Source organism: Xanthomonas citri pv. mangiferaeindicae (assembly GCA_002240395.1).
GTDB classification, from domain to species: Bacteria; Pseudomonadota; Gammaproteobacteria; order Xanthomonadales; family Xanthomonadaceae; genus Luteimonas; species Luteimonas citri_A.
In genome coordinates this window covers 3,314,746-3,335,446 of record CP016836.1, presented here as the reverse complement: position 1 = coordinate 3,335,446, position 20,701 = coordinate 3,314,746, and the positions used below count along the sequence as shown (strand labels likewise).

At 70.1% G+C, this 20,701-nt stretch carries 18 protein-coding genes and 1 pseudogene; 18 read left to right on the top strand and 1 reads right to left on the bottom strand.

Features of this window, described 5'->3' with window-relative positions:
• Nucleotide 1 precedes the first annotated feature (1 nt).
• The 12 genes from BEN78_14485 (at nucleotide 2) to motC (ending at nucleotide 12,254) form a co-directional block, all read left to right on the top strand.
• Nucleotides 2-775, top strand: coding sequence for a flagellar biosynthetic protein FliP (locus BEN78_14485; GenBank protein ASR44393.1), 774 nt, complete (start codon nucleotides 2-4; stop codon nucleotides 773-775).
• Nucleotides 776-797: 22 nt separating this feature from the next.
• Nucleotides 798-1,040, top strand: a complete 243-nt coding sequence (locus BEN78_14480) for a flagellar biogenesis protein (GenBank protein ID ASR44392.1) — start codon at nucleotides 798-800, stop codon at nucleotides 1,038-1,040.
• 28 nt (nucleotides 1,041-1,068) lie between these two features.
• Nucleotides 1,069-1,866 carry a flagellar biosynthetic protein FliR gene (locus BEN78_14475; protein ID ASR44391.1) on the top strand — a complete coding sequence of 266 codons (798 nt, stop codon included), beginning with the start codon at nucleotides 1,069-1,071 and terminating at the stop codon, nucleotides 1,864-1,866.
• 79 nt (nucleotides 1,867-1,945) lie between these two features.
• Nucleotides 1,946-3,085 carry a flagellar biosynthesis protein FlhB gene (locus BEN78_14470; protein ID ASR44390.1) on the top strand — a complete coding sequence of 380 codons (1,140 nt, stop codon included), beginning with the start codon at nucleotides 1,946-1,948 and terminating at the stop codon, nucleotides 3,083-3,085.
• An 8-nt stretch (nucleotides 3,086-3,093) separates the two neighbouring features.
• Nucleotides 3,094-5,163 (top strand): flagellar biosynthesis protein FlhA, encoded by a 2,070-nt coding sequence (locus tag BEN78_14465; protein ASR45161.1) that lies wholly within the window; start codon nucleotides 3,094-3,096, stop codon nucleotides 5,161-5,163.
• 170 nt (nucleotides 5,164-5,333) lie between these two features.
• A complete protein-coding gene (locus BEN78_14460; GenBank protein ASR44389.1) occupies nucleotides 5,334-6,875 on the top strand; it encodes a flagellar biosynthesis protein FlhF in 1,542 nt (513 codons plus the stop codon).
• 78 nt (nucleotides 6,876-6,953) lie between these two features.
• Nucleotides 6,954-7,712, top strand: a complete 759-nt coding sequence (locus BEN78_14455) for a cobyrinic acid a,c-diamide synthase (protein ASR44388.1) — start codon at nucleotides 6,954-6,956, stop codon at nucleotides 7,710-7,712.
• Entirely contained in the window at nucleotides 7,709-8,464 is a 756-nt protein-coding gene (locus BEN78_14450) for an RNA polymerase sigma factor FliA (protein ID ASR44387.1), read from the top strand. The genes BEN78_14455 and BEN78_14450 overlap by 4 nt, the downstream gene beginning before the upstream one ends.
• A 22-nt stretch (nucleotides 8,465-8,486) precedes the next feature.
• Nucleotides 8,487-8,879: a histidine kinase gene (locus BEN78_14445; GenBank protein ASR44386.1), complete on the top strand. Its 393-nt coding sequence runs from the start codon at nucleotides 8,487-8,489 to the stop codon at nucleotides 8,877-8,879.
• Nucleotides 8,876-9,493, top strand: coding sequence for a chemotaxis protein (locus BEN78_14440; protein ASR44385.1), 618 nt, complete (start codon nucleotides 8,876-8,878; stop codon nucleotides 9,491-9,493). The genes BEN78_14445 and BEN78_14440 overlap by 4 nt, the downstream gene beginning before the upstream one ends.
• Nucleotides 9,494-9,496: 3 nt before the next feature.
• Nucleotides 9,497-11,464 carry a chemotaxis protein CheA gene (locus BEN78_14435; GenBank protein ASR44384.1) on the top strand — a complete coding sequence of 656 codons (1,968 nt, stop codon included), beginning with the start codon at nucleotides 9,497-9,499 and terminating at the stop codon, nucleotides 11,462-11,464.
• A gap of 49 nt (nucleotides 11,465-11,513) precedes the next feature.
• The gene (gene motC, locus BEN78_14430) at nucleotides 11,514-12,254 is read left to right on the top strand and encodes a flagellar motor protein (protein ID ASR44383.1); all 741 of its coding nucleotides are present in this window, start codon (nucleotides 11,514-11,516) and stop codon (nucleotides 12,252-12,254) included.
• A 225-nt stretch (nucleotides 12,255-12,479) separates the two neighbouring features.
• Here motC and BEN78_14425 read toward each other — a convergent pair whose 3' ends face one another.
• Entirely contained in the window at nucleotides 12,480-12,770 is a 291-nt protein-coding gene (locus BEN78_14425) for a hypothetical protein (GenBank protein ASR44382.1), read from the bottom strand.
• A gap of 455 nt (nucleotides 12,771-13,225) precedes the next feature.
• Between BEN78_14425 and BEN78_14420 the strand changes: the two genes are divergently transcribed.
• From BEN78_14420 to BEN78_14395, 6 genes and pseudogenes are all read left to right on the top strand, one after another.
• Nucleotides 13,226-14,005, top strand: a complete 780-nt coding sequence (locus BEN78_14420; protein ID ASR44381.1) for a chromosome partitioning protein ParA — start codon at nucleotides 13,226-13,228, stop codon at nucleotides 14,003-14,005.
• Between the two features lie 340 nt (nucleotides 14,006-14,345).
• Nucleotides 14,346-14,711, top strand: coding sequence for a hypothetical protein (locus BEN78_14415; protein ASR44380.1), 366 nt, complete (start codon nucleotides 14,346-14,348; stop codon nucleotides 14,709-14,711).
• A 685-nt stretch (nucleotides 14,712-15,396) separates the two neighbouring features.
• Entirely contained in the window at nucleotides 15,397-15,714 is a 318-nt protein-coding gene (locus tag BEN78_14410) for a hypothetical protein (protein ID ASR44379.1), read from the top strand.
• Complete coding sequence (locus BEN78_14405; GenBank protein ID ASR44378.1) at nucleotides 15,711-16,076, top strand: Fis family transcriptional regulator; 366 nt, start codon at nucleotides 15,711-15,713, stop codon at nucleotides 16,074-16,076. The genes BEN78_14410 and BEN78_14405 overlap by 4 nt, the downstream gene beginning before the upstream one ends.
• A 35-nt stretch (nucleotides 16,077-16,111) precedes the next feature.
• Nucleotides 16,112-18,117 (top strand): annotated as a pseudogene (locus BEN78_14400) (chemotaxis protein CheA).
• A 242-nt stretch (nucleotides 18,118-18,359) separates the two neighbouring features.
• A complete protein-coding gene (locus BEN78_14395; protein ASR44377.1) occupies nucleotides 18,360-20,618 on the top strand; it encodes a chemotaxis protein in 2,259 nt (752 codons plus the stop codon).
• Nucleotides 20,619-20,701: the final 83 nt, after the last annotated feature.

Here is a 20,701-nt window from a genome sequence, read left to right as displayed (position 1 = left end):
TATGTCCCGTCATTCCCGCTTGCTCGCGCGCTTGGCCGGCGCGCTGTGCCTGCTGCTGCCGGTGCTGGCACTCGCTGCCCCGGCGATCGCGCCGCAACTGCCGGCATTGCCCGATGTGACTGTCGGCCAGATCGGCGATGCGCCGGTGAGCCTGCCGCTGCAGACCCTGCTGTTGATGACGGCGATCACGCTGATCCCGTCGATGCTGCTGGTGCTGACCGCCTTCACCCGCATCATCGTGGTGCTCGCGCTGCTGCGCCAGGCGCTGGGCACCGGCCAGACGCCGTCCAACCAGGTGCTCGTCGGCCTGGCGCTGTTTCTCACCGCGCTGGTGATGACGCCGGTCTGGGAATCGGCCTGGAATGCGGGCTTTGGGCCCTATCTCGACGGCCGCATCGATTTCCGCACCGCGTGGGACCTGGGCACCGCACCGCTGCGCGGCTTCATGCTGGCGCAGGTGCGCGAAACCGACTTGATGACCTTCGCCGGCCTCGCCGGACACGGCACCTATGCCGGTCCCGACGAGGTGCCGTTCCAGGTGCTGGTCGCCTCGTTCGTGACCAGCGAACTCAAGACCGCGTTCGAGATCGGGTTCCTGATCTTCATCCCCTTCATCATCATCGACCTGGTCGTGGCCAGCGTGCTGATGTCGATGGGCATGATGATGCTCTCGCCGATGCTGGTCTCCGCCCCATTCAAGATCCTGCTGTTCGTGCTCGTGGACGGCTGGGTGCTGACGGTCGGCACGCTGGCGGCCAGTTTCAACCTGCCATGACCCTGAACTCGCGCTCACCGAATTGCGCCGCGGCCTCGAAGTCGCGCTGTGGGTCGGCGGCCCGCTGCTGGCCACCGTGCTGGTGGTCGGCGTCGTGGTCGGCGTGCTGCAGGCCGCCACCCAGATCAACGAGCCGACGATCGCGTTCGTCGCCAAGGCGGTCGCGCTGACCGCCGCGCTGTTCGCGCTCGGCGCGTTCCTGATCGGCTATCTCGTCGACTACACGACGACGTTGTTCCACAGCATCCCGCATCTGATCGGCTGATCGCGGCGATGCACGCAGGGCCCCGCTGATGGATGCCGCCACGCAGATGGCGATCGATGGCCAGGCGGCCTTCGGCATGATCGGCGCGTTGCTGTGGACCGCACTGCGGGTGGGCGCGCTGCTGATGGCGATGCCGATGATCGGCACGCGCGCGCTGCCGGCACGGATCCGGGTCATGGTCGCGCTGGCGATGAGCCTGGCGCTGGCCCCGATCCTGCCCGCGCCGCCGCCCTGGAGCGGCTTCGACGCGGCGACCGTGCTGTCGATCGCCCGCGAGCTCGCGGTCGGGGCTGCGATGGGATTCATGCTGCGCCTGGTGTTCGAGGCCGGGGCGCTGGCCGGCGAATTGATCTCGCAGGGCACCGGCCTGTCGTTCGCACAGATGAGCGACCCGATGCGCGGGGTCAACTCCGGCATCATCAGCCAGTGGTTCTATCTGGCCTTCGGCCTGCTGTTCTTCGCCGCCAACGGCCATCTCGCGCTGGTTGCGCTGCTCGTGCGCAGCTACGAGGCGCTGCCGATCGGCACGGCGTTGCCCGAGCTCGAGGCCACGTTGCGCGTCGCCCCCGAGTTCTTCGCGCTGGTGCTGCGCGGCGCGGTCTCGCTGGCGCTGCCGGTCATGGTCGCGATGCTCGCGGTCAATCTCGCGTTCGGTGTGCTGTCTCGCGCCGCGCCGGCGCTCAATCCGATCCAGCTCGGCCTGCCGATCTCGGTCCTCGTGGGCCTGTTGCTGATCGCAGTGCTGGCCGGGGAACTGGGCCCGCCGATCCAGCGGTTGTTCGACTTGGCCTTCGATGCCGCCGCGCGGCTGCCGCTGGGGCGTTGAGGCCGCGGCTGAGCCGAGGCACCGCCCGCGCGGCATATGACTTGCAGCGGACAGCCCGTCACCTGCGATGCCGGCAACGATGGCCGAGAACGAAGACGGTCAGGAAAAGACCGAACAGCCCAGCGAAAAACGACTGCGCGACGCGCGCGAGAAGGGCAACGTCCCGCGCTCGCGCGAACTGTCGACCGTGGCGGTGTTCGGCGCGGGCGTGTGCATGCTGCTGGCCACCGGCGGCGGCCTGTCGGCGCGCGCACTCGACTGGATGCGTGCGGCGCTGACCCCGGACCTGGCGATGCTCGAATCGCCGCAGATGCTGTTCGGCCATGCCGGTCAGCTGATGCTCGGCTTCCTGTGGCTGCTGGCGCCGCTGCTGCTGGTGCTGCTGCTCGCCTGTCTGGTCGCACCGGCGCTGATGGGCGGATTCAACGCCTCGACCAAGGGGCTGGTGCCCGATCTGAAAAAGCTCAACCCGCTGGCCGGCCTCAAGCGCATCTATGGCCCCGAGGGCGCGGCCGAACTGCTCAAATCGCTGTTGCGCGTGGCCCTGGTCGGCACCGCGGCCGCGCTGTTCCTGTGGCCCGGTCTGCATCGCCTGCGCAGCATGCTCGACCAACCACTCGAGGCCGCCGCCGGCGCCGGCCTCGGCTTCGCGCTGTGGATGCTGATGGCAACCTCCGCGGCGTTGCTGCTGCTGGCCTTGCTCGATGCGCCGTACCAGAGATGGAACTGGCGCCGGAAGCTCAAGATGACGCGGCAGGAACTGCGCGAGGAGATGAAGGAAAGCGAGGGCCGGCCGGAGGTCAAGGGCCGCATCCGCCAGATGCAGCAGCAGATGTCGCAGCGGCGGATGATGGAAGACTTGCCCGGTGCCGACGTGATCGTGGTCAATCCCACGCATTACGCAGTCGCGCTCAAGTACGAGGGCGAGGCGATGCGCGCGCCGAAGGTGATCGCCAAGGGCGTGGACGAAATGGCGCTGCGCATCCGCGCCGTCGGCGAGCAGCACCGCATTGCGCTGGTCGCCGCGCCGCCGCTGGCACGCGTCTTGTATCGGGAGGCGCAGATCGGTCAGGAAATCCCCGTGAAGCTCTACGCCGCCGTCGCCCAGGTGCTGTCCTACGTGTACCAGCTGCGCAGTTGGGCGCCGGGCCAGCCCTACCCCGAACTGTCGGCGGTCGAAGTCGATGAGGACGAGACCGGCCGGGGGGCGCAGCCGTGAGCGCGGTGATGCAGTCCGGCCCCAAGCGCCTGTTCGACATGCTGCGCCATGGACTGGGCGCGCCGTTGCTGGTGCTGGCGCTGCTGGCGATGGTCGTGGTGCCGCTGCCGCCGTTCGCGCTCGACGTGCTCTTCAGCTTCAACATCGCGATCTCGCTGGTGGTGCTGCTGGCGGTGGTCTACGTGCAGCGCCCGCTGGACTTCAGCATCTTCCCGATCGTGCTGCTGATGACCACGATGCTGCGCCTGGCGCTGAACGTGGCCTCCACGCGCGTGATCCTGCTGCACGGTCAGAACGGCCCGGGCGCAGCCGGCAACGTGATCGAGTCGTTCGGCGAGTTCGTCGTCGGCGGCAACTTCGCGGTCGGCATCGTCGCGTTCGCGATCCTGACGATCATCAACTTCATGGTCATCACCAAGGGTGCGGGCCGGGTCTCGGAAGTCACCGCGCGCTTCATCCTCGATGCGATGCCCGGCAAGCAGATGGCGATCGACGCCGACCTCAATGCCGGCCTGTTGACCCGCGAGGACGCCAAGGCCCGGCGCGAGGAAGTCCGCCAGGAAGCCGATTTCTACGGCGCGATGGACGGCGCCAGCAAGTTCATCCGCGGCGATGCGATCGCCGGCATCCTGATCCTGTTCGTGACGATCATCGGCGGCCTGGCGATCGGCATGCTCCAGCACGGCATGCCGTTCGGAGACGCGGCGGCGACCTACACCCTGCTGTCGATCGGCGACGGCCTGGTGTCGCAGTTGCCGTCGCTGCTGGTGTCCTCGGCGGTCGCGCTGCTGGTCACCCGCGCCTCGCGGGCCCAGGACATGGGCGGCGCGGTGACCGGGCAGGTGTTCGGCCAGTACCGGGCGTTGTCGATCGCGGCGGTCATTCTGCTGGTGGTCGGGCTGGTGCCCGGCATGCCGAACCTCGCCTTCCTGACCTTGGCCGCGCTGGTCGGCTACGGCGCCTGGACGATGCGCAAGCGCAGCCTGGCGGCCGAACGCGCCGCAGCCGCGCCGGACGCCGCACTGCCCGCGCCCGAGCAGGCCGCCAATGCGGAGCTCGGCTGGGACGACCTGCGCCCGGTCGATCCGCTCGGCCTGGAGGTCGGTTATCGGCTGATTCCGTTGGTGGACAAGGCCCAGGGCGGCGAACTGATGGCGCGGATCAAGGCCGTGCGTCGCAAGCTCACTCAGGACATCGGCTTTCTGATTCCGCCGGTGCACATCCGCGACAACCTCGAACTGTCGCCCACCGCCTACCGGCTGCTGGTCCACGGCGTGCCGGTGGCGACCGCCGAGGTTCATCCCGACCGCCTGCTGGCGCTCGATCCAGGCGGCGCGCTACAGCCGATCGAGGGCATTCCGGGCAAGGACCCGGCGTTCGGGCTCGACGCACTGTGGATCCTGCCGATCCAGCGCGCCCAGGCCGAAGCCGCGGGCTACACCGTGGTCGATCCGGCGACCGTGGTCGCGACCCACCTCTCGCACCTGGTCCGCGAACAGGCGCCCGAACTGCTCGGGCACGAGGAAGTCCAGCAGTTGCTGGCGACCCTGGCGCGCAGCGCGCCCAAGCTCGCCGAGGACCTCACACCCAAGGCGCTGCCGCTGGCGGTGGTGGTCCGGGTGCTGCAGAACCTGCTGGTCGAGCGTATTCCCGTCCGGCAGCTGCGCCGCATCGCCGAGGCGCTGGTCGAGCATGCCGCGCATACCCAGGACCCCGGTCAACTCACCGCCGCGGTCCGCACCGCGCTGGGCCGCTTCATCGTCCAGGAGATCGCCGGTCCGGCGCCCGAGTTGCCGGTCTACACGCTGGCGCCCGCGCTGGAACGCGTCTTGCAGGATTCCGCGCAAGGGACCGGCGCTGCGCTGGAGCCGGGCCTGGCCGAACGTCTGCAGCAGAGCCTGGCCGATTGCGCCGGCCAGCAGGAGGCCAGGAACGAACCGGCGGTGGTGCTGGTCCCCGGCCAGGTCCGCGCCGCGCTCGCGCGCCTGGTCCGGCACAGCGTCCCGACCCTGTCGGTGCTGGCCTACACCGAAGTCCCCGAAGACAAGCGACTCAAGTTGCTGGGGACGATCAGTTGAAGCGCGGGACTTGGTTGTAGGGACGGGGGACTGGTGAACGCAGGGCCCCGCCACGGAGAACGCACGATGCACGCACGACACCCCAGCGCCCCCCAAGGCCGCCCCGATCGACGCAGTGCTCTCGCCTGCGCCATGCCGTCCCCCCCATTCCTCATCTCCGGCTGCCGCCCATGAACATCCGCCGTTTCGTCGCCGCCGACATGCGCAGCGCCCTGCAGATGGTGCGGGCCGCGCACGGGCCCGACGCCGTGATCCTGTCCAATCGCCGCACCGACGAGGGCGTGGAGATCGTCGCGGCCAGCAACTACGACGAGAGCGTGGTCCAGCGCGCCCTCGACGAGGCCCAGCGGCGCGAGGCGCCGGCAGCCTCGCCTGTCGAGCCGTCGCAGGCACAGGCCGCCGAAGCCCGCGACGACTCGCCCGCCGAACGCTGGCTGCGTGCGTTGGCACCGGTCGAGGCGGCTGCGCCGCCACAGACGGTGGTCCATGCGGCAGCCGCGAACCCGCCACCCGCAGCGATCACCGAGGCCCTGCACGCCGAGCTCGCGGACGCCGGCGCCGGATTTCCGTCGTTTGCCGAACTGCTCGGGCGCCGTCGCTCCGCCGCGCCGGCATGGGCCGCCGAAGACGACGGGATTCCGTCGCAGGCGCTGCCCGAACCGCCCGCGCCCGCGCCGGATGTCCCCGCGCCCATCGGGCATGTCCTGATGCCGCCGCCCCCGGTCGCCACGCCGCCCGCCCTCGTCGCCGTGCCCGCCCCGCCGACGCCGAGCAGCGACGGCGAGCTGGCGCAGATGCGCGAGGAACTGGCGCAGATGCGGCAGATGATCGAGCGCGAGATGGCGCGCCTGACCGACGAGCGCCTGCGCGGGTCCCCGGCCCGCGGCCAGGTCATGGAATTGATGGAAGACTATGGCTTCGATGCGGGCATCACCCGCGACGTCGCCTTGCAGGTGCCGGCCGACACCCCGGCCCACCGCGTCCGCGGCCTGATGCTGGCCTTGCTGTCCAAGCGCCTGCCGATCTGCCCGATCGACCCGCTGGAGGAGGCCGGGGTCATCGCGCTGGTCGGCCCGACCGGCGCCGGCAAGACCACGACCATCGCCAAGCTCGCCGCGCGGTACGTCGCCCGCCACCAGGCCCGCGACGTGGCGCTGGTGACCACCGACACGGTGCGCGTGGGCGGCCGCGAACAACTGCACAGCTACGGCCGGCAGCTCGGCATCGCGGTGCACGAGGCCGACAGCGAAACCGGGCTGGTCCAGTTGCTGCAGCGCCTGCGCGACTACCGACTGGTGCTGGTCGACACCGCCGGACTGAGCCAGCGCGACCGTGCCCTGGCCGGCCAACTGCACTGGCTGCGCGCTGCGCGCCAGATCCGCACCCTGCTCGTGCTGCCCGCCAACACCCATTTCGCCGATCTCGACGAAGTCGTCCGCCGCTTCGAGGGCGCCCGCCCGCAGGGCGCGGTGCTGACCAAGCTCGACGAGACCGGGCGGCTGGGCAGCGTGCTGTCGGTCGCCGTCGATCACGCCCTGCCGCTGACCTGGATCGCCGACGGCCAGCGCATTCCTGACGATCTGCATCGCGCCAATGCCGCCCATCTGGCATTGCGGCTTGAAGATCTCCGCCGCGATGCCGATAAGCCGATCGTCCCCACGCACGATCTCCACGACCCCGACGCCCAGAAGCCCCACCATGCCGTCGCCTGACCTGCCCGCCCCGCCCCGTTCGCGCCCGTCCGCACCCTCGCCGTCACCGGCGGCAAGGGCGGCGTCGGCAAGACCAACGTGTCGGCCAATCTCGCCATCGCACTGGCCGGCATGGGCCAGCGCACGATGCTGCTCGACGCCGACCTGGGCCTGGCCAATCTGGATGTGCTGCTGGGCCTGTCGCCGCGCTTCACGCTGGCCGACCTCGTGGCCGGGCGCTGCACGCTCGACGAGGCGATCATCGAGGGCCCGGCGGGCGTGCTGATCGTGCCCGCCGCCTCCGGTCGCCGGCACATGGCCGAGCTGCGTCCGATCGAGCATGCCGGCCTGGTCAACGTCTTCAACGAGCTTGAGCGCGAGCTCGATGTGCTGGTGGTCGATACCGCCGCCGGCATCACCGACTCGGTGCTGACCTTCTGCCAGGCCGCGCAGGACGCAGTGGTCGTGGTCTGTGACGAGCCGGCCTCGCTCACCGATGCGTATGCACTGATCAAGGTGCTTGCGCGCGAGCGCGGCCTGGACCGGATCCAGGTCGTCGCCAATATGGTACGCAGCCCGCAGGAGGGCCGCGCGCTGTACGACAAGCTGGTGCGCGTGTGTGAGCGCTTCATCGGCGACGTCTCGCTGAACTACCTGGGCGCAGTGCCGCAATGCGAGTGGCTGCGCGCCGCGGTCCAGCGCCAGCAGGCGGTGGTGCGCGCCTACCCGGGCAGCCCGTCGTCGCAAGCGCTGGTGGAGATCGCACGTCGCGTCGCGCGTTGGCAGGCACCGACCGCGCCGCGTGGCCACGTCGAATTCTTCGTCGACCGCCTGCTGCGCCAGGGAGCGGCCGCATGAACGCCGCCGCCCGCCAGTACCAGGCGGTCCAGCGCGCCAGCGCGCCGGATCCGGTCGTGGTGCATGCCGAATTGGTGCGCCGCATCGCCCATCACATCGCTGCGCGGCTGCCGGCCAGCGTCGAGATCGACGACCTGATCCAGGCCGGCATGATCGGCCTGCTCGAGGCCTCGCGCAGCTACGACGCCGAACAAGGCGCCTCGTTCGAGACCTATGCCTCGATCCGCATCCGCGGCGCGATGATCGACGAGATTCGCCGCGGCGACTGGGTGCCGCGCTCGGTCCATCGCCGTGCACGCGAAGCCGCCGCCGCAATCCGCGAGATCGAGCAGGCCAGCGGCCGCGCCGCCAGCGCCCAGGAGGTCGCGGCCAAGTTGCAGATGCCGCTGGCCGACTATCAACGTCTGCTCGAAGACGCCGCCCGCGGCCAGGTGCTGAGCCTGGACTCGCACGTCGAGGACCACGGCGAGGTCGAGCCGGCCAACCGCGACGGCGGACCGACGCCGCAGGAACACCTGGTACGCAGCGAGTTCGGCCGGGAACTGGCCGCGGCGATCACCCTGCTGCCCGAGCGCGAACAGCTGGTGCTGTCGCTGTACTACGAACAGGAACTCAACCTCAAGGAGATCGGCGCGGTACTGGGCGTGAGCGAATCGCGCGTATGCCAGATCCACGGCCAGGCCGTGGTCCGCCTGCGCGGCCGCCTGTCCGCCTTCGAACTCGCAGATACCGGCATCGGCAACGCCGACTGATGCCCCACCCGTGGAGCCCGCTTTGAACAAGAACATCCGTATCCTCGTGGTCGACGACTTCTCGACGATGCGCCGCATCGTCAAGAATCTGTTGTCGGACCTGGGCTTCAACAACACCGTCGAAGCCGAGGACGGCAACAGCGCGATGGCCGTGCTGCGCCAGGATGCGGTCGACCTGGTCATCACCGACTGGAACATGCCCGGCATGACCGGCATCGAGTTGCTGCGCGCGATCCGCGCCGACCCCAAGTTCCGCGCGCTGCCGGTGATGATGGTCACCGCCGAGGCCAAGCGCGAGCAGATCATCGAGGCGGCGCAGAGCGGCGTGAACGGCTACATCATCAAGCCGTTCACCGCGCAGACGCTGTCGGAGAAGCTCGGCAAGATCTTCGAGCGCCTGGGAGGCGCGGCGTGACCGCCACGGTCGCGGTGACCACCGACCGCAGCCAGCTCGCCGGCCTGCTGCACGACGCGCTCGAAGCGCTTGAACGCGGCGACGAGGCCGGCTGGCGCCGGCAAGTCGACGCACTCGCCGCCGCCCGCGCGCGCACCCTGGTCGACGGCCTGGGCCGGCTGGCGCGGGAACTGGCGCAGGCGCTCGACACCCTGCCGGCCGCGCCCGCGCAAGGTGGGCTCGACGATGCCTGCGCCCGCCTCGACCACGTGGTGACGATGACCGAGCAAGCCACCCACCGCACGCTCGATCTGATCGAGGACAGCCGCGCGCACGTCGCCCAGCTGCGCGCCGGCACGCTGGACGCCGCGCAGACCGCAACCATCGACGCGCTGCGCGAGAACCTGCGCGAGATGGCGCTGGCGCAGAGCCACCAGGACCTGGGCGGGCAGATCATCCGCCGCGTCGCCGGCATCGTGCGCGGCGTGCACGAAGGCTTCGGCGCCCTCGGGCTGCCGCCCGCCGACGGCGAACAGGACCGTCTGCGTGCTGTCGGCCCGGCCGTTGCCGGGCTCGACACCGGCACCGTCGGCCAGGACGACGCCGACGACCTGCTCTCACGCCTGGGACTCTGAGCGATGCAGTTCTCGCCCGACATCGCCGCCGATTTCGTGCTCGAAGCACGCGAGCTGCTCGTCGACCTGGGCGGGCAACTGGTCGAGCTGGAGCAGTCGCCGGACGACCGCGAACAGCTCAACGCGGTCTTCCGAGCCTTCCACACGCTCAAGGGCGGCGCCGGCTTCCTCGGCGCGACCGCGCTGGTTGAGCTGTGCCATGCCGCGGAGGAAACGCTGGGCGCCGCACGCTCGGGCGCCGCGACCTTGTTGCCGCGGCACTTCGACGCCGCGCAGCAGTCGCTCGACTGGCTGCAGGCGATGGTCGACGCGGTCGAAACCGGCAGCGACGTGCCGCATGCGCCGCCCGAACTGATCGCCGGCTTCGCGCTCGACACCGCCGCGCCTGTGGCACCGACCCCGGCCGCCCGTGTGGCCCCGACCGTCGCCGCGCCAGCCACGGCGGGCAGCGAGATGATCGACGACGACGAGTTCGAGGCACTGCTCGACCAGTTGCATGGCAACGCCGCGCCCGGCGCATCGGCCCCGGCGCCCGCACCAGGCCCGAATGATCCGATCGACGACGACGAGTTCGAAGCCCTGCTCGATCAGTTGCACGGCAAGGCCGCCCCAGGCGCCACGCCGGTCGCCGCCGTACCGGCCGCGGGTGGCGACACCATTGACGACGACGAATTCGAAGCGCTGCTCGACCAGTTGCACGGCGCGCACGCGCCCGGCGCAGCACCAGCGCCCGCCGTCGCGGTCGCGGCGCCCGCACCTGCCGTCCCGCCGCGCGCCGCGCCGCCGGCGCCGGCCAGACCGGCCGCCGCGCAGGCACCGGCCGAGCGCGAGCAGACCGTCCGTGTCGACACTCGGCGGCTCGATGCGATCGTCGACCTGGTCGGCGAACTGGTGCTGGCCCGCAACCGCCTCAAGACACTGCGCGCACGATTGCGCGACGAGGACCTCGACCGCGCCGTCGCCACCCTGGACAACGCCACTGCGCGCCTGCAGGGCGCGGTCATGCGCACGCGCATGCAGCCGGTCGGCAAGGTGTTCTCGCGGTTTCCGAAGGTCGCTCGCGATGTCGCCCGCGCGCTCGACAAGGAAGTGGACCTGGAACTGGTCGGCGCCGACACCGAGCTCGACCGCAACCTGGTCGAAGCGCTGGCCGACCCGCTGATCCACCTGGTCCGCAACGCGATCGACCATGGCGTGGAGACGCCGGATCTGCGCGAGGCGACCGGCAAGCCGCGCGCCGGGAAGGTCCGGCTGATCGCCCAGCAGCAAGGCGATTACGTCGGCATCGAGGTCCAGGACGACGGCGCCGGCATCGACCCCGAGCGGCTGCGCGCCAAGGCCCGCGAGAAGGGCCTGATCGACGCCGAATCGGCCGCACGCCTGAACGCCGAGGAATGCCTGCATCTGATCTTCCTGGCCGGCCTGTCGACGCGCACCGAGGTCAGCGACATCTCCGGCCGCGGCGTCGGCATGGACGTGGTGCAGTCGCGGATCCGCGAGCTCGGCGGGCAGATCCAGGTGCAATCCGAACTCGGTCGCGGCAGCCGCTTCACGCTGCGCGTGCCGCTGACGCTGGCGATCCTGCCGACCCTGCTGGTCCATGCCGCGGGCGATGCCTACGCCTTGCCGCTGGCGCGGGTGCAGGAAGTGCTGCATGCACCGGCACGCACGGTCAACTGGTTCGATGGCCGCGCCGCGCTCGACCGCCGCTCGCATACGCTCTCGCTGCTCGACCTGCGGCACTGGCTCGACCGGCCCGCGCTCGATACCGCGTTGCTGACCATCGTGGTGCTGCAGCGGGGCGACAGCCGCTTCGGCCTGGTGGTCGACGAAGTACGCGGGCGCGAAGAGGTGGTCATCAAGCCACTGCCGCGCGCGTTGCGCGGCCTGCCCGGCTATGCCGGCGCGACCTTGATCGGCGATGGACGGCTTGCACTGATCCTCGACGTGGACGCGCTGCGCGGCCCCTGAGCCCCCGGGCGCGGCTCAAGTCGCCGCGCCCGACGCCGATATCGCGATCATGGACCTTTTCAGCGTCGTCGGACTCGTGCTCGCCCTCGCCGCCCTGGTGGGTGGCAGCATCCTCAAGGGTGCCGGGCTCGGCGCGCTGTGGTCGCCGGCTGCCTTCGTGATCGTGATTGTCGGTACGCTCGCCTCGATCCTCCTGCACACGCCGCCGAGCGTGTTCAAGCGCGCGATGCGCATCCTGCGCTGGACGATCCGACCGCCGACCGCCGACCGCGGCGCACTGATCGCGCAACTGCTGGAGTGGAGCAACGTCTCGCGCAAGCAGGGCCTGCTGGGCCTGGAAGCCTATGTCGAGTCGCAGAGCGACCCGTTCCTGCGCAAAGGCCTGCAGATGCTGGTCGATGGTGTCGAACCGGAGGCCATCCGGCACATGCTCGAGATCGAACTGCACGGCGAGGAACAGCAGGACCTGGCCGCGGCGAAAGTGTTCGAGAGCATGGGCATCTACGCACCCACGCTCGGCATCGTCGGCGCGGTGCTCGGACTGATTGCAGTGATGAAGAACCTGGCCGATCCGTCCAAGCTCGGCCACGGCATCGCCGCGGCGTTCACCGCCACGATCTACGGTATCGCCTCGGCCAATCTGTTCTTCCTGCCCGTCGCCTCCAAGCTCAAGAGCGTGATCGGCCGCCGCAGCGGCGAGCGCGAACTGGCGATCGAGGGCCTGATCGCGATCGCCCAAGGCGAGAATCCGCGCAACATCGAGGCCCGTCTGGCCGGTTTCCTGCACTGAGCCGGCGACGATGGCACGACGCGTCCACCACGAAGAACACGCCAACCACGAGGCCTGGGCGATTCCCTACGCCGACCTGATGACGCTGCTGTTGGCGTTCTTCGTCGTCATGTACGCGGTGTCCTCGCTCAACGAGGGCAAGTACCGGGTGATGGCCAGTTCGCTGGCGAATGCCTTCAGCGGCACGCCGCGGACGATCGACCCGATCCAGGTCGGCGACAATGTCTACCGCGATGCCAGCCTCAAGGCGCCGGTGCCGATTCCCGGCGGCGCGCGGCGCGGTCCGGGAAGTTCGTCGCCCGTGCTCGACTCGCCGCTGCAGCCGATGCTCGAATCGAAGATGCGCAGCGACCGCATCGACGACGGCGCCGACGGCGCGGCGCGTGCCGCCTCGCGCCAGCAGCTGGCGCGCATCGCGCTGCAGCTCGAGGACGCGCTGTCGGAAATGGTGCATGCGCGGCTGATCACCGTGCGCCGCGCCGACCTCTGGCTGGAGGTCGAGATCAACAGCGACATCCTGTTCCCCAGCGGCTCGGCGACGCTCGACTTCGGCGCGCAATCCCTGCTCGGCCGGCTGGCCGCGGTGCTGCGCGGGCTGCCCAATCCGATCCGGATCGAGGGCTACACCGACGACCGCCCGATCCGCACCGCGCACTTCCCGTCGAACTGGGAACTGTCGGCCGCACGCGCGGCCAGCGTGGTGCACCTGTTCGTACGCGAGGGCCTGGCGCCCGAGCGGCTGGTGATGGTCGGCTACGGCGAACAGCGACCCAAGGCCGACAACGCCAGCGAGGCCGGCCGCAACGCCAACCGGCGGGTGGTGCTGATGGTGCTGGCCGAGCCCGAATCGACCCAGGGCCAGCCGATCGGCGGGCCGGCGCCTTCGCAGCCGGTCGCGATCGAGGCCATCCCGCAGTCGCCACTGATCACGCCCCCGATTCCCTGCCCCCCCATCCCCGAGGAGAGACCTGATGCGCGTCTGGGCGATCGCCAACCAGAAAGGCGGCGTCGGCAAGACCACGACCACGCTGGCCCTTGGCCGTGCGATGGTCGCGCGCGGGCTGCGCGTGCTGCTGGTCGATCTCGACCCGCATGCCTCGCTTACCCGTGCGTTCGGCATCCCGACCGACCCACCGCCTGCGGGCGTGGCCGACCTGTTCGCCACCCCGCCCTCGAGCCTGGCCGCGCTGATGCGCGCCTCGCCGACCGAAGGCCTGGACTACGTCTGCGCGCAGACTGCGTTGGCGACACTCGAGCGCCGCAGCGCGACCCAGCCGGGCCTCGGCCTGGCGCTGTCGCAGGCGATCACCCGGCACACCGGCGGCCACGATGCGATCCTGCTCGACTGCCCGCCCACGCTCGGCCTGTTGATGGTCAACGCCCTGGCGGCCGCCGACCGGGTGATCGTGCCCACGCAGTGCGAACCGCTGGCGCTCTACGGCCTGGCCGGCATGGTGCGCACGGCCGAAATGGTCGAACGCTCCCGGCAACGGCCGCTGCCGGTCTCGGTGGTCCCGACCATGTATGACCGCCGCACTCGGATCGGGCGCGAAACCCTGGCGCAGCTGCAGGACGAGTACGCGGGCAAGATCTGGGACGAGGCGGTCCCGGTCGACACCCAGCTCAGCAACGCCGATGCGCTCGCCCAGCAGGTGGTCAACGGCCATCCGCCGGGGCGCGCCTTCTCGGCCTACGGCCGCGCGCTCGATTGGCTGCTGGCCGAAGACCAGGCGCTGGAGCACGCCGCATGAACGCCGCCGAGGTCGTCGACGACTACCTCGGCGTGCTGCTGTCGGCCGCGCCGGCGCCGGCAACCGCCGCACCCGCGCCGCCTCCCGCGGTCGCCGCAACGCCCGTGACCGCCCCACCGGGCCCGACGCGGGCACCGGCACAGACCGCGCCGCCCCACCAGCGCCGCCCGCGACGCGGCCACGGCCGCCTGCACCTGCGCCAGCCGCACCGCGGGTCGCAAGCGCCGCGGCCCGCGCCGACATCCCGCCGCGCCGCAGCGGCGAGCGTCAGGCGCGCTGGCTGCGGCTACGCTGCGGCAGTCAGATCTACGGCCTGGAGCTGCTGAAGATCCGCGAGGTCGTGCTGCCCGCCCCGCTGCTGCCGGTGCGCGGCGCCTCACCGTGCCTGGCCGGCCTGATGAACCTGCGCGGCCAGGTCGTGCCGGTGATCGATCTGGGGCTGCAGTTGGGCGACACCGCGGTCGAGGACACGCCAGCGACGCGGATCGTCGTGCTCGAGGAACACGGCGATACCCTCGGCCTGCGCGTGTCCACGGTCGAGGACGTGGCCGTGGTCTCCGACGCCCAGATCGAAGGCGCCCACACCTCCCGCCTCGCCCCGGTCGGCGACCACCGCATCCGCGGCATCGCACGCCTCGGCGGCGCGGTCATGCTGCTCCTCGACGCCTCCCGACTGCTGTCGATGCCGCTCTACACCGCCCGCTGAGCCTCACGCGTCCATCCAGACGCGCTTGCTCACTTCGGATGGAAAGCGGCCTGCCGGCCGGAAGCCGCTCTTCCCTCGGCAAGGCATCCTGCCTTGACTCGGGCGCGCGCCATCCCTGGCGCGCTCGACGCGGCCACCGACCGTCAGTCCGCTGCCGCGAACATTGGCAGCCCGACTTCGGTTCGAGGAGAAGTCGCCTGTTTGCAAGACCAGGGTCAGAGTTCAGTTCTCGCGTTGCGAAATTGCACCCTGACCCCGGTTCGGCATCGTGCGCCTCGTCGGCACGGTCACGCTGCTGCTCGACCCCTCGCGACTGCTGCCAATGCCGCTCTATACCGCTCGTTGAGCCTCGCGTTCGGCGACGGATACGCTCAGCGAGACAGGTCTCCAACGAAGTCACCGCGCTTCTAGCAGCGTGCCCCCAGCATGCGGCGTTGCACCGACCCGAAGGCGGAATGCAAACGCACGAGGCAGCGGACTGACGGCCGGTGGCCGCGCCAAGCGCGCCATGGATGGCGCGCGCCCGAGTCAGGACAGGATGTCCTGCCGAGGGGGAAGCGGCTTCCGGCCGGCAGGCCGATGCCCATTCGAAGTCACCCCTCATCGCCGCACGCAAAAAGCCCGCCCTAAAGCTCGCCGCATCCCTGCCGCTAACCCGTCGTACCCCCGACTTTGCGGAGACGCGATGACCACCGTGGACCTGGGCGAGGATCTCGGCATCGAGACCAGCGCCGCACTCAAGGCACGGCTCGAGCCCCACCTGGCCCACGACCAGGACGTGCTGCTGGACGGCGCCCAAGTGCGACGCGTGCACACCGCCGGCCTCCAGGTGCTGTGCGCATTCTTCGCCAGCCGCAGCGCCTCAGGCCGGACCACCGCACTGCACGACAGCAGCGCCGCCCTGCTCGACGCCATCCGCCTGTTGGGGATCGGCCACGCGCTGGGACTGCCCAGCCCCCCTCGCACCCATTCGAACGCAAGCACAGTGGAGAACGCCGCATGAGCGCACGCATTCTGGTAGTGGACGACTCGGCCTCGATGCGCCAGATGGTCTCCTTCGCCCTGACCTCGGCCGGCTTCTCGGTCGAAGAAGCCGAAGACGGCCAGGTCGCCCTGGGGCGCGCCCAGGGCCAGCGGTTCAACGCCGTGGTGACCGACGTCAACATGCCCAACATGGACGGCATCGCCCTGATCCGCGCCCTGCGCGGCCTGCCCGATTACAAATTCGTCCCGATGCTGATGCTCACGACCGAGTCGGCTTCCGACAAGAAGGCCGAAGGCAAGGCCGCGGGCGCGACCGGCTGGCTGGTCAAGCCGTTCAACCCCGACCAACTCGTCGCCACCGTCCAGAAAGTCCTGGGCTAAACACCCGCCTTCCGCCTCCGAATCCAGGTCACCCCATGAACATGGACATGCAGCGCTTCCACGCCACTTTCTTCGAGGAAAGCCGGGAAGGCCTGGAAGCGATGGAAGCCGGCCTGCTGCAGCTCGAGCAGGGCGACCAGGACCCGGAGCTGGTGAACTCGATCTTCCGCGCCGCACACTCGATCAAGGGCGGCGCCGCGACATTCGGATTCGACGCAGTCGCCGCGCTGACCCATGTGCTCGAGACGCTGCTCGACGAACTGCGCGCCGGCAAGCGCAGCGTCGATGCCGCCGCAACCGATGCAATGCTGGCCTCGGTCGACGTCCTGCGCGCACTGCTGGCCGAAGCCGAAACCGGCCAGCCCGCCGACCCGGCCGCCGCGGTCGCCGTGCAGGCCCGGCTCGAGGCCGTGCTCGCCGGCACCGCCGCACCGGCACCGGTCGCCGCCGCGGCACCGGCCACATCTGCGGTCGCCCCTACCGCAGAGCCGACCGGCTGGCAGATCGGATTCACGCCGGCGCCGTCGATGTTCATGAGCGGCAACGATCCGCTGCGCATCATCCGCGAGCTCGACCAGTTGGCGCCGCTCGCTGTCGCCTGCCGGATGGACCGCCTGCCCGGCTTCGGCCAGCTCGATCCGCTCGAAGCGTATCTGGCCTGGGACCTGGGCCTGATCGGCGCGGTGCCGCGCAGCGCGATCGACGACGTGTTCGCGTGGGTCGAGGACGATTGCACGCTCGACATCCGCCCGACGGCAGGCGCCGCGCCAGCGCCTGCGCCGGCATCCGCGCCCAGCGCGGACCCGACACTCGCCCCCGCCACGAGCGCAGCTGCGACCGGCACCGCCGCCCCTGCGGCGAACGGCCACGAGGCCGAAAGCTCGATCCGGGTCAGCACCGACAAGATCGATGGCCTGATCAATCTGGTCGGCGAACTGGTGATCACCCAGGCGATGCTCAAGCAGGTGTCCGCCGCCCTCGACCCTGCACTGAGCGAACGCCTGTTCGCCGGGCTGGACCTGCTCGAACGCAACACCCGCGACCTGCAGGAAGCGGTCATCGGCGTGCGCATGCTGCCGGTCGATGCGGTGTTCCGGCGCTTCCCCCGCCTGGTGCGCGACCTGTCCACACGGCTGGGCAAGCAGGTGCGCCTGCGCACGCTCGGCGAAGGCACCGAGCTCGACAAGGGGCTGATCGAGAAGATCGCCGATCCGCTGGTGCACCTGGTCCGCAACGCGATCGATCACGGTCTGGAGCTGCCCGACGCGCGCCGCGCCGCCGGCAAGGACGAGGCTGGCACGATCACGCTCGCCGCCTCGCATCAGGGCGGCCACATCGTCATCGAAGTCGCCGACGACGGCCGCGGTCTGGACCGCGAACGGATCCTGGCCAAGGCTGCCGAACGCGGCCTGGCCGTGCCCGAGTCGCCGACCGACGCGCAGATCTGGGACCTGATCTTCCAGGCCGGCTTCTCGACCGCCGACGCAGTCACCGACCTGTCGGGACGCGGCGTCGGCATGGACGTGGTCCGACGCAACATCCAGGCGCTCGGTGGCGAGGTGCAGCTCGAAAGCCGCACCGGTCACGGCACCCGCGTGGTGATCCGCCTGCCGCTGACCCTCGCCATCCTCGACGGCATGAGCGTGGCGGTCGGCGAGGAGACCCTGATCCTGCCGTTGACCTATGTGATCGAAGCCCTGCAGCCCAGGCCGAGGACATCCGCAGCCTTGCCGGCGAGGGCCGCGTGTTGCGCGTGCGCGGCGAGTATCTGCCGCTGGTCTCGCTCAACGATCACTACCGCTACGGCCAGCCGCAAGGCGTCGATCCGCTGGTCGTCGTGGTCGAGGGCGACGGCCAGAAGCTGGCGCTCGAGGTCGACGAACTGATCGGTCAACAGCAGGTCGTGGTCAAGAACCTGGAGAACAACTATCGCCGCGTCGACGGCATCTCCGGCGCGACGATCCTGGGCGATGGTCGGGTGGCACTGATCGTCGATGTCGGCGGTCTGGCCCGGTCACTGCGTCTGCCGCAAGCGGCGTGACGCCAACGATGTGCGATCGCGTCGCTATTCGCGCCCGCCGCACCACATCGCCTGCGGTCACCGGATTTCACCTCATGTGCACATTCATTTCCGCGACGTGAATCACAGCGGTAGCACTTGAAGAAATATCGATTTCAACGTTCAAGTCGTTCCGTTTCCGGCCGCTAGTCGTCAGGCGAAGGACGCGCTCCAGGTGTTGACCAACACCTGCCCGCGTCCTTTGTCGTATCCGGAGACCTCCCATGAGATGGTTGAACAACCTGTCGATCGCCCGAAAGCTGGCGGTCGCCTTCACTCTGATCGTGCTGTTGGCCGCGGGGCTGGGCGCATTCGCTCTGAACCGGCTGGGCAGCATCAATGCCGAACTGCAGAAGGTCAGCCTCGATGACATGCCGGCGGTGCAGCACCTGGGCGAGATCCGTTCGCAGCTGGGCGAGTACCGGATGTACGAGCTGGCGCAGCTCAGCCGCCTGGACGAGCCCGATGCGGTGCGCGATTACGATCAGCGCCTGGCTGAGATCGAGAAGATCATCGCCGAGCAGCGCGCCCTGTACGAAGCGCTGCCGGTGGTCGACGACGAGCGCGGCCTGTACGACGCGATGACGGCACGCCTGGCGGCGTACTTCGCCGCGCGGCGTGAGATCGAGCAGGCGCTGGCCGTTGGCGACGGCGAGACCGCGCAGACGGTATCCGACGCGAAGTCGCGTCCGCTGCGCCGCGACCTGTTCGAGTCGATGGCCGCCCTGGCCCAGTTCAACGACCAGCGCTTGAGCAGCGACATCGCCCAGGCAAACGCGGTCTACCGCAGCAGTCTGTTGGCGATGATCGCTGGCATCGTGATCATCGTGCTGCTGGCCGCGGCGATGGCGATCGCGATCTCGCGGACGCTGTCGCGCTCGGTCGGCAGTGCGGTCAAGGTCGCCAACGACGTGTCGGACGGTCGCCTGGATACCCAGATCGTCGTCGACCGCAACGATGAGGTCGGGCAATTGCTCGGCGCCATGCAGCGCATGCAGGGTCAGCTGCGCGCCGTGATCGATGCCCAGCGCGGCATGGCACGTGCGCATGAGGACGGCGCGATCAGCTATCGCATGGACGAGGGCGCGTTCCCCGGCGACTACGGCCTGATGGTGCGCGAGACCAATGCGCTGGTCGGCTCGCACGTCGACGTGAAGATGCACCTGATCGAGGTCATGCGTCAGTACGCGATCGGCGACCTGACGCCGGACCTGGAGCAGTACCCGGGCGAGAAGGCGGTGCTGACCGAAACCATGGCCACGGTGAAGGCCAACCTCGGCGCGATCAATGCCGAGGTCAAGGCGCTGGCCGGCGCGGCCGCACGCGGCGACTTCAGCGTCCGCGGCGATGCGGCTCGGTTCCAGCACGATTTCCGCGGCATGATCGAGGACCTCAACCGGCTGATGGATGCCGCCGACGGCAACCTCGACCAGCTCTCGCGGCTGCTGCAGTCGATCGCGGCCGGTGACCTCACCGCGCGTATGGACGGCGACTTCCACGGCGTGTTCGCCCGCATGCGCGACGACGCCAATGCCACCGTCGCCCAGCTCACCAGCATCGTCGCCCGCATCCAGGGCGCGTCGGCTGCGATCGGCACCGCCTCCACCGAGATCGCCTCGGGCAACGACGACCTCTCGCGCCGCACCGAGCAGCAGGCGGCCAATCTGGAAGAAACCGCGGCCTCGATGGAGGAACTGACCTCCACCGTCCGCCAGAATGCCGACCACGCCCGCCAGGCCAATCAGCTCGCCCAGGGCGCGGCCACCGTCGCCTCCCAGGGCGGCGAGGTCGTCGGTCAGGTCGTTTCCACGATGGCCGACATCGAGGCCTCATCGCGCAAGATCGCCGACATCATCTCGGTCATCGACGGCATCGCGTTCCAGACCAACATCCTCGCGCTCAACGCCGCGGTCGAGGCCGCGCGGGCCGGCGAACAGGGCCGTGGCTTTGCGGTCGTGGCCTCCGAGGTCCGTACGCTTGCCCAGCGCAGCGCCAACGCCGCCAAGGAGATCAAGGGTCTGATCGAGGACTCCACCAGCAAGGTCGCCAGCGGCGCCGCGCTCGCAGGACAGGCCGGCACCACGATGGCCGAGATGGTCGCCTCGGTGCAGCGCGTGACCGACATCATGGCCGAGATCTCTGCCGCCTCGCAGGAGCAAGCGGCGGGTATCGAACAGGTCAACCAGACCATCGTGCAGATGGACGAGACCACCCAGCAGAACGCGGCCCTCGTCGAAGAAGCCTCGGCCGCTGCGCGGGCGATGGAGGAACAGGCCGCGGGCCTGGCCGATGCGATCGCGGTGTTCCATATCGAGGCCGCGCACGTCGGCGCAGCCACCCGCCGACCTGCCGCCGCGGCGGCGCCGAGCGCTCCGGCCGCCCCCCGCCCAGCGCCGCCTGCCGCGCCCGCCAAGCGCCCTGCCCCTGTGCCCACCCGCAAGGCGCCAGCGGCGGTGCTGGAGACCGACTGGGCAGAGTTCTGATCGCCAGGCCCGGCCGGCCCACCCCGTCGCACTGGGGTCGGGGCGGCCGGGCACGCGCCTGTCGGCACACACGCCTCAATCTC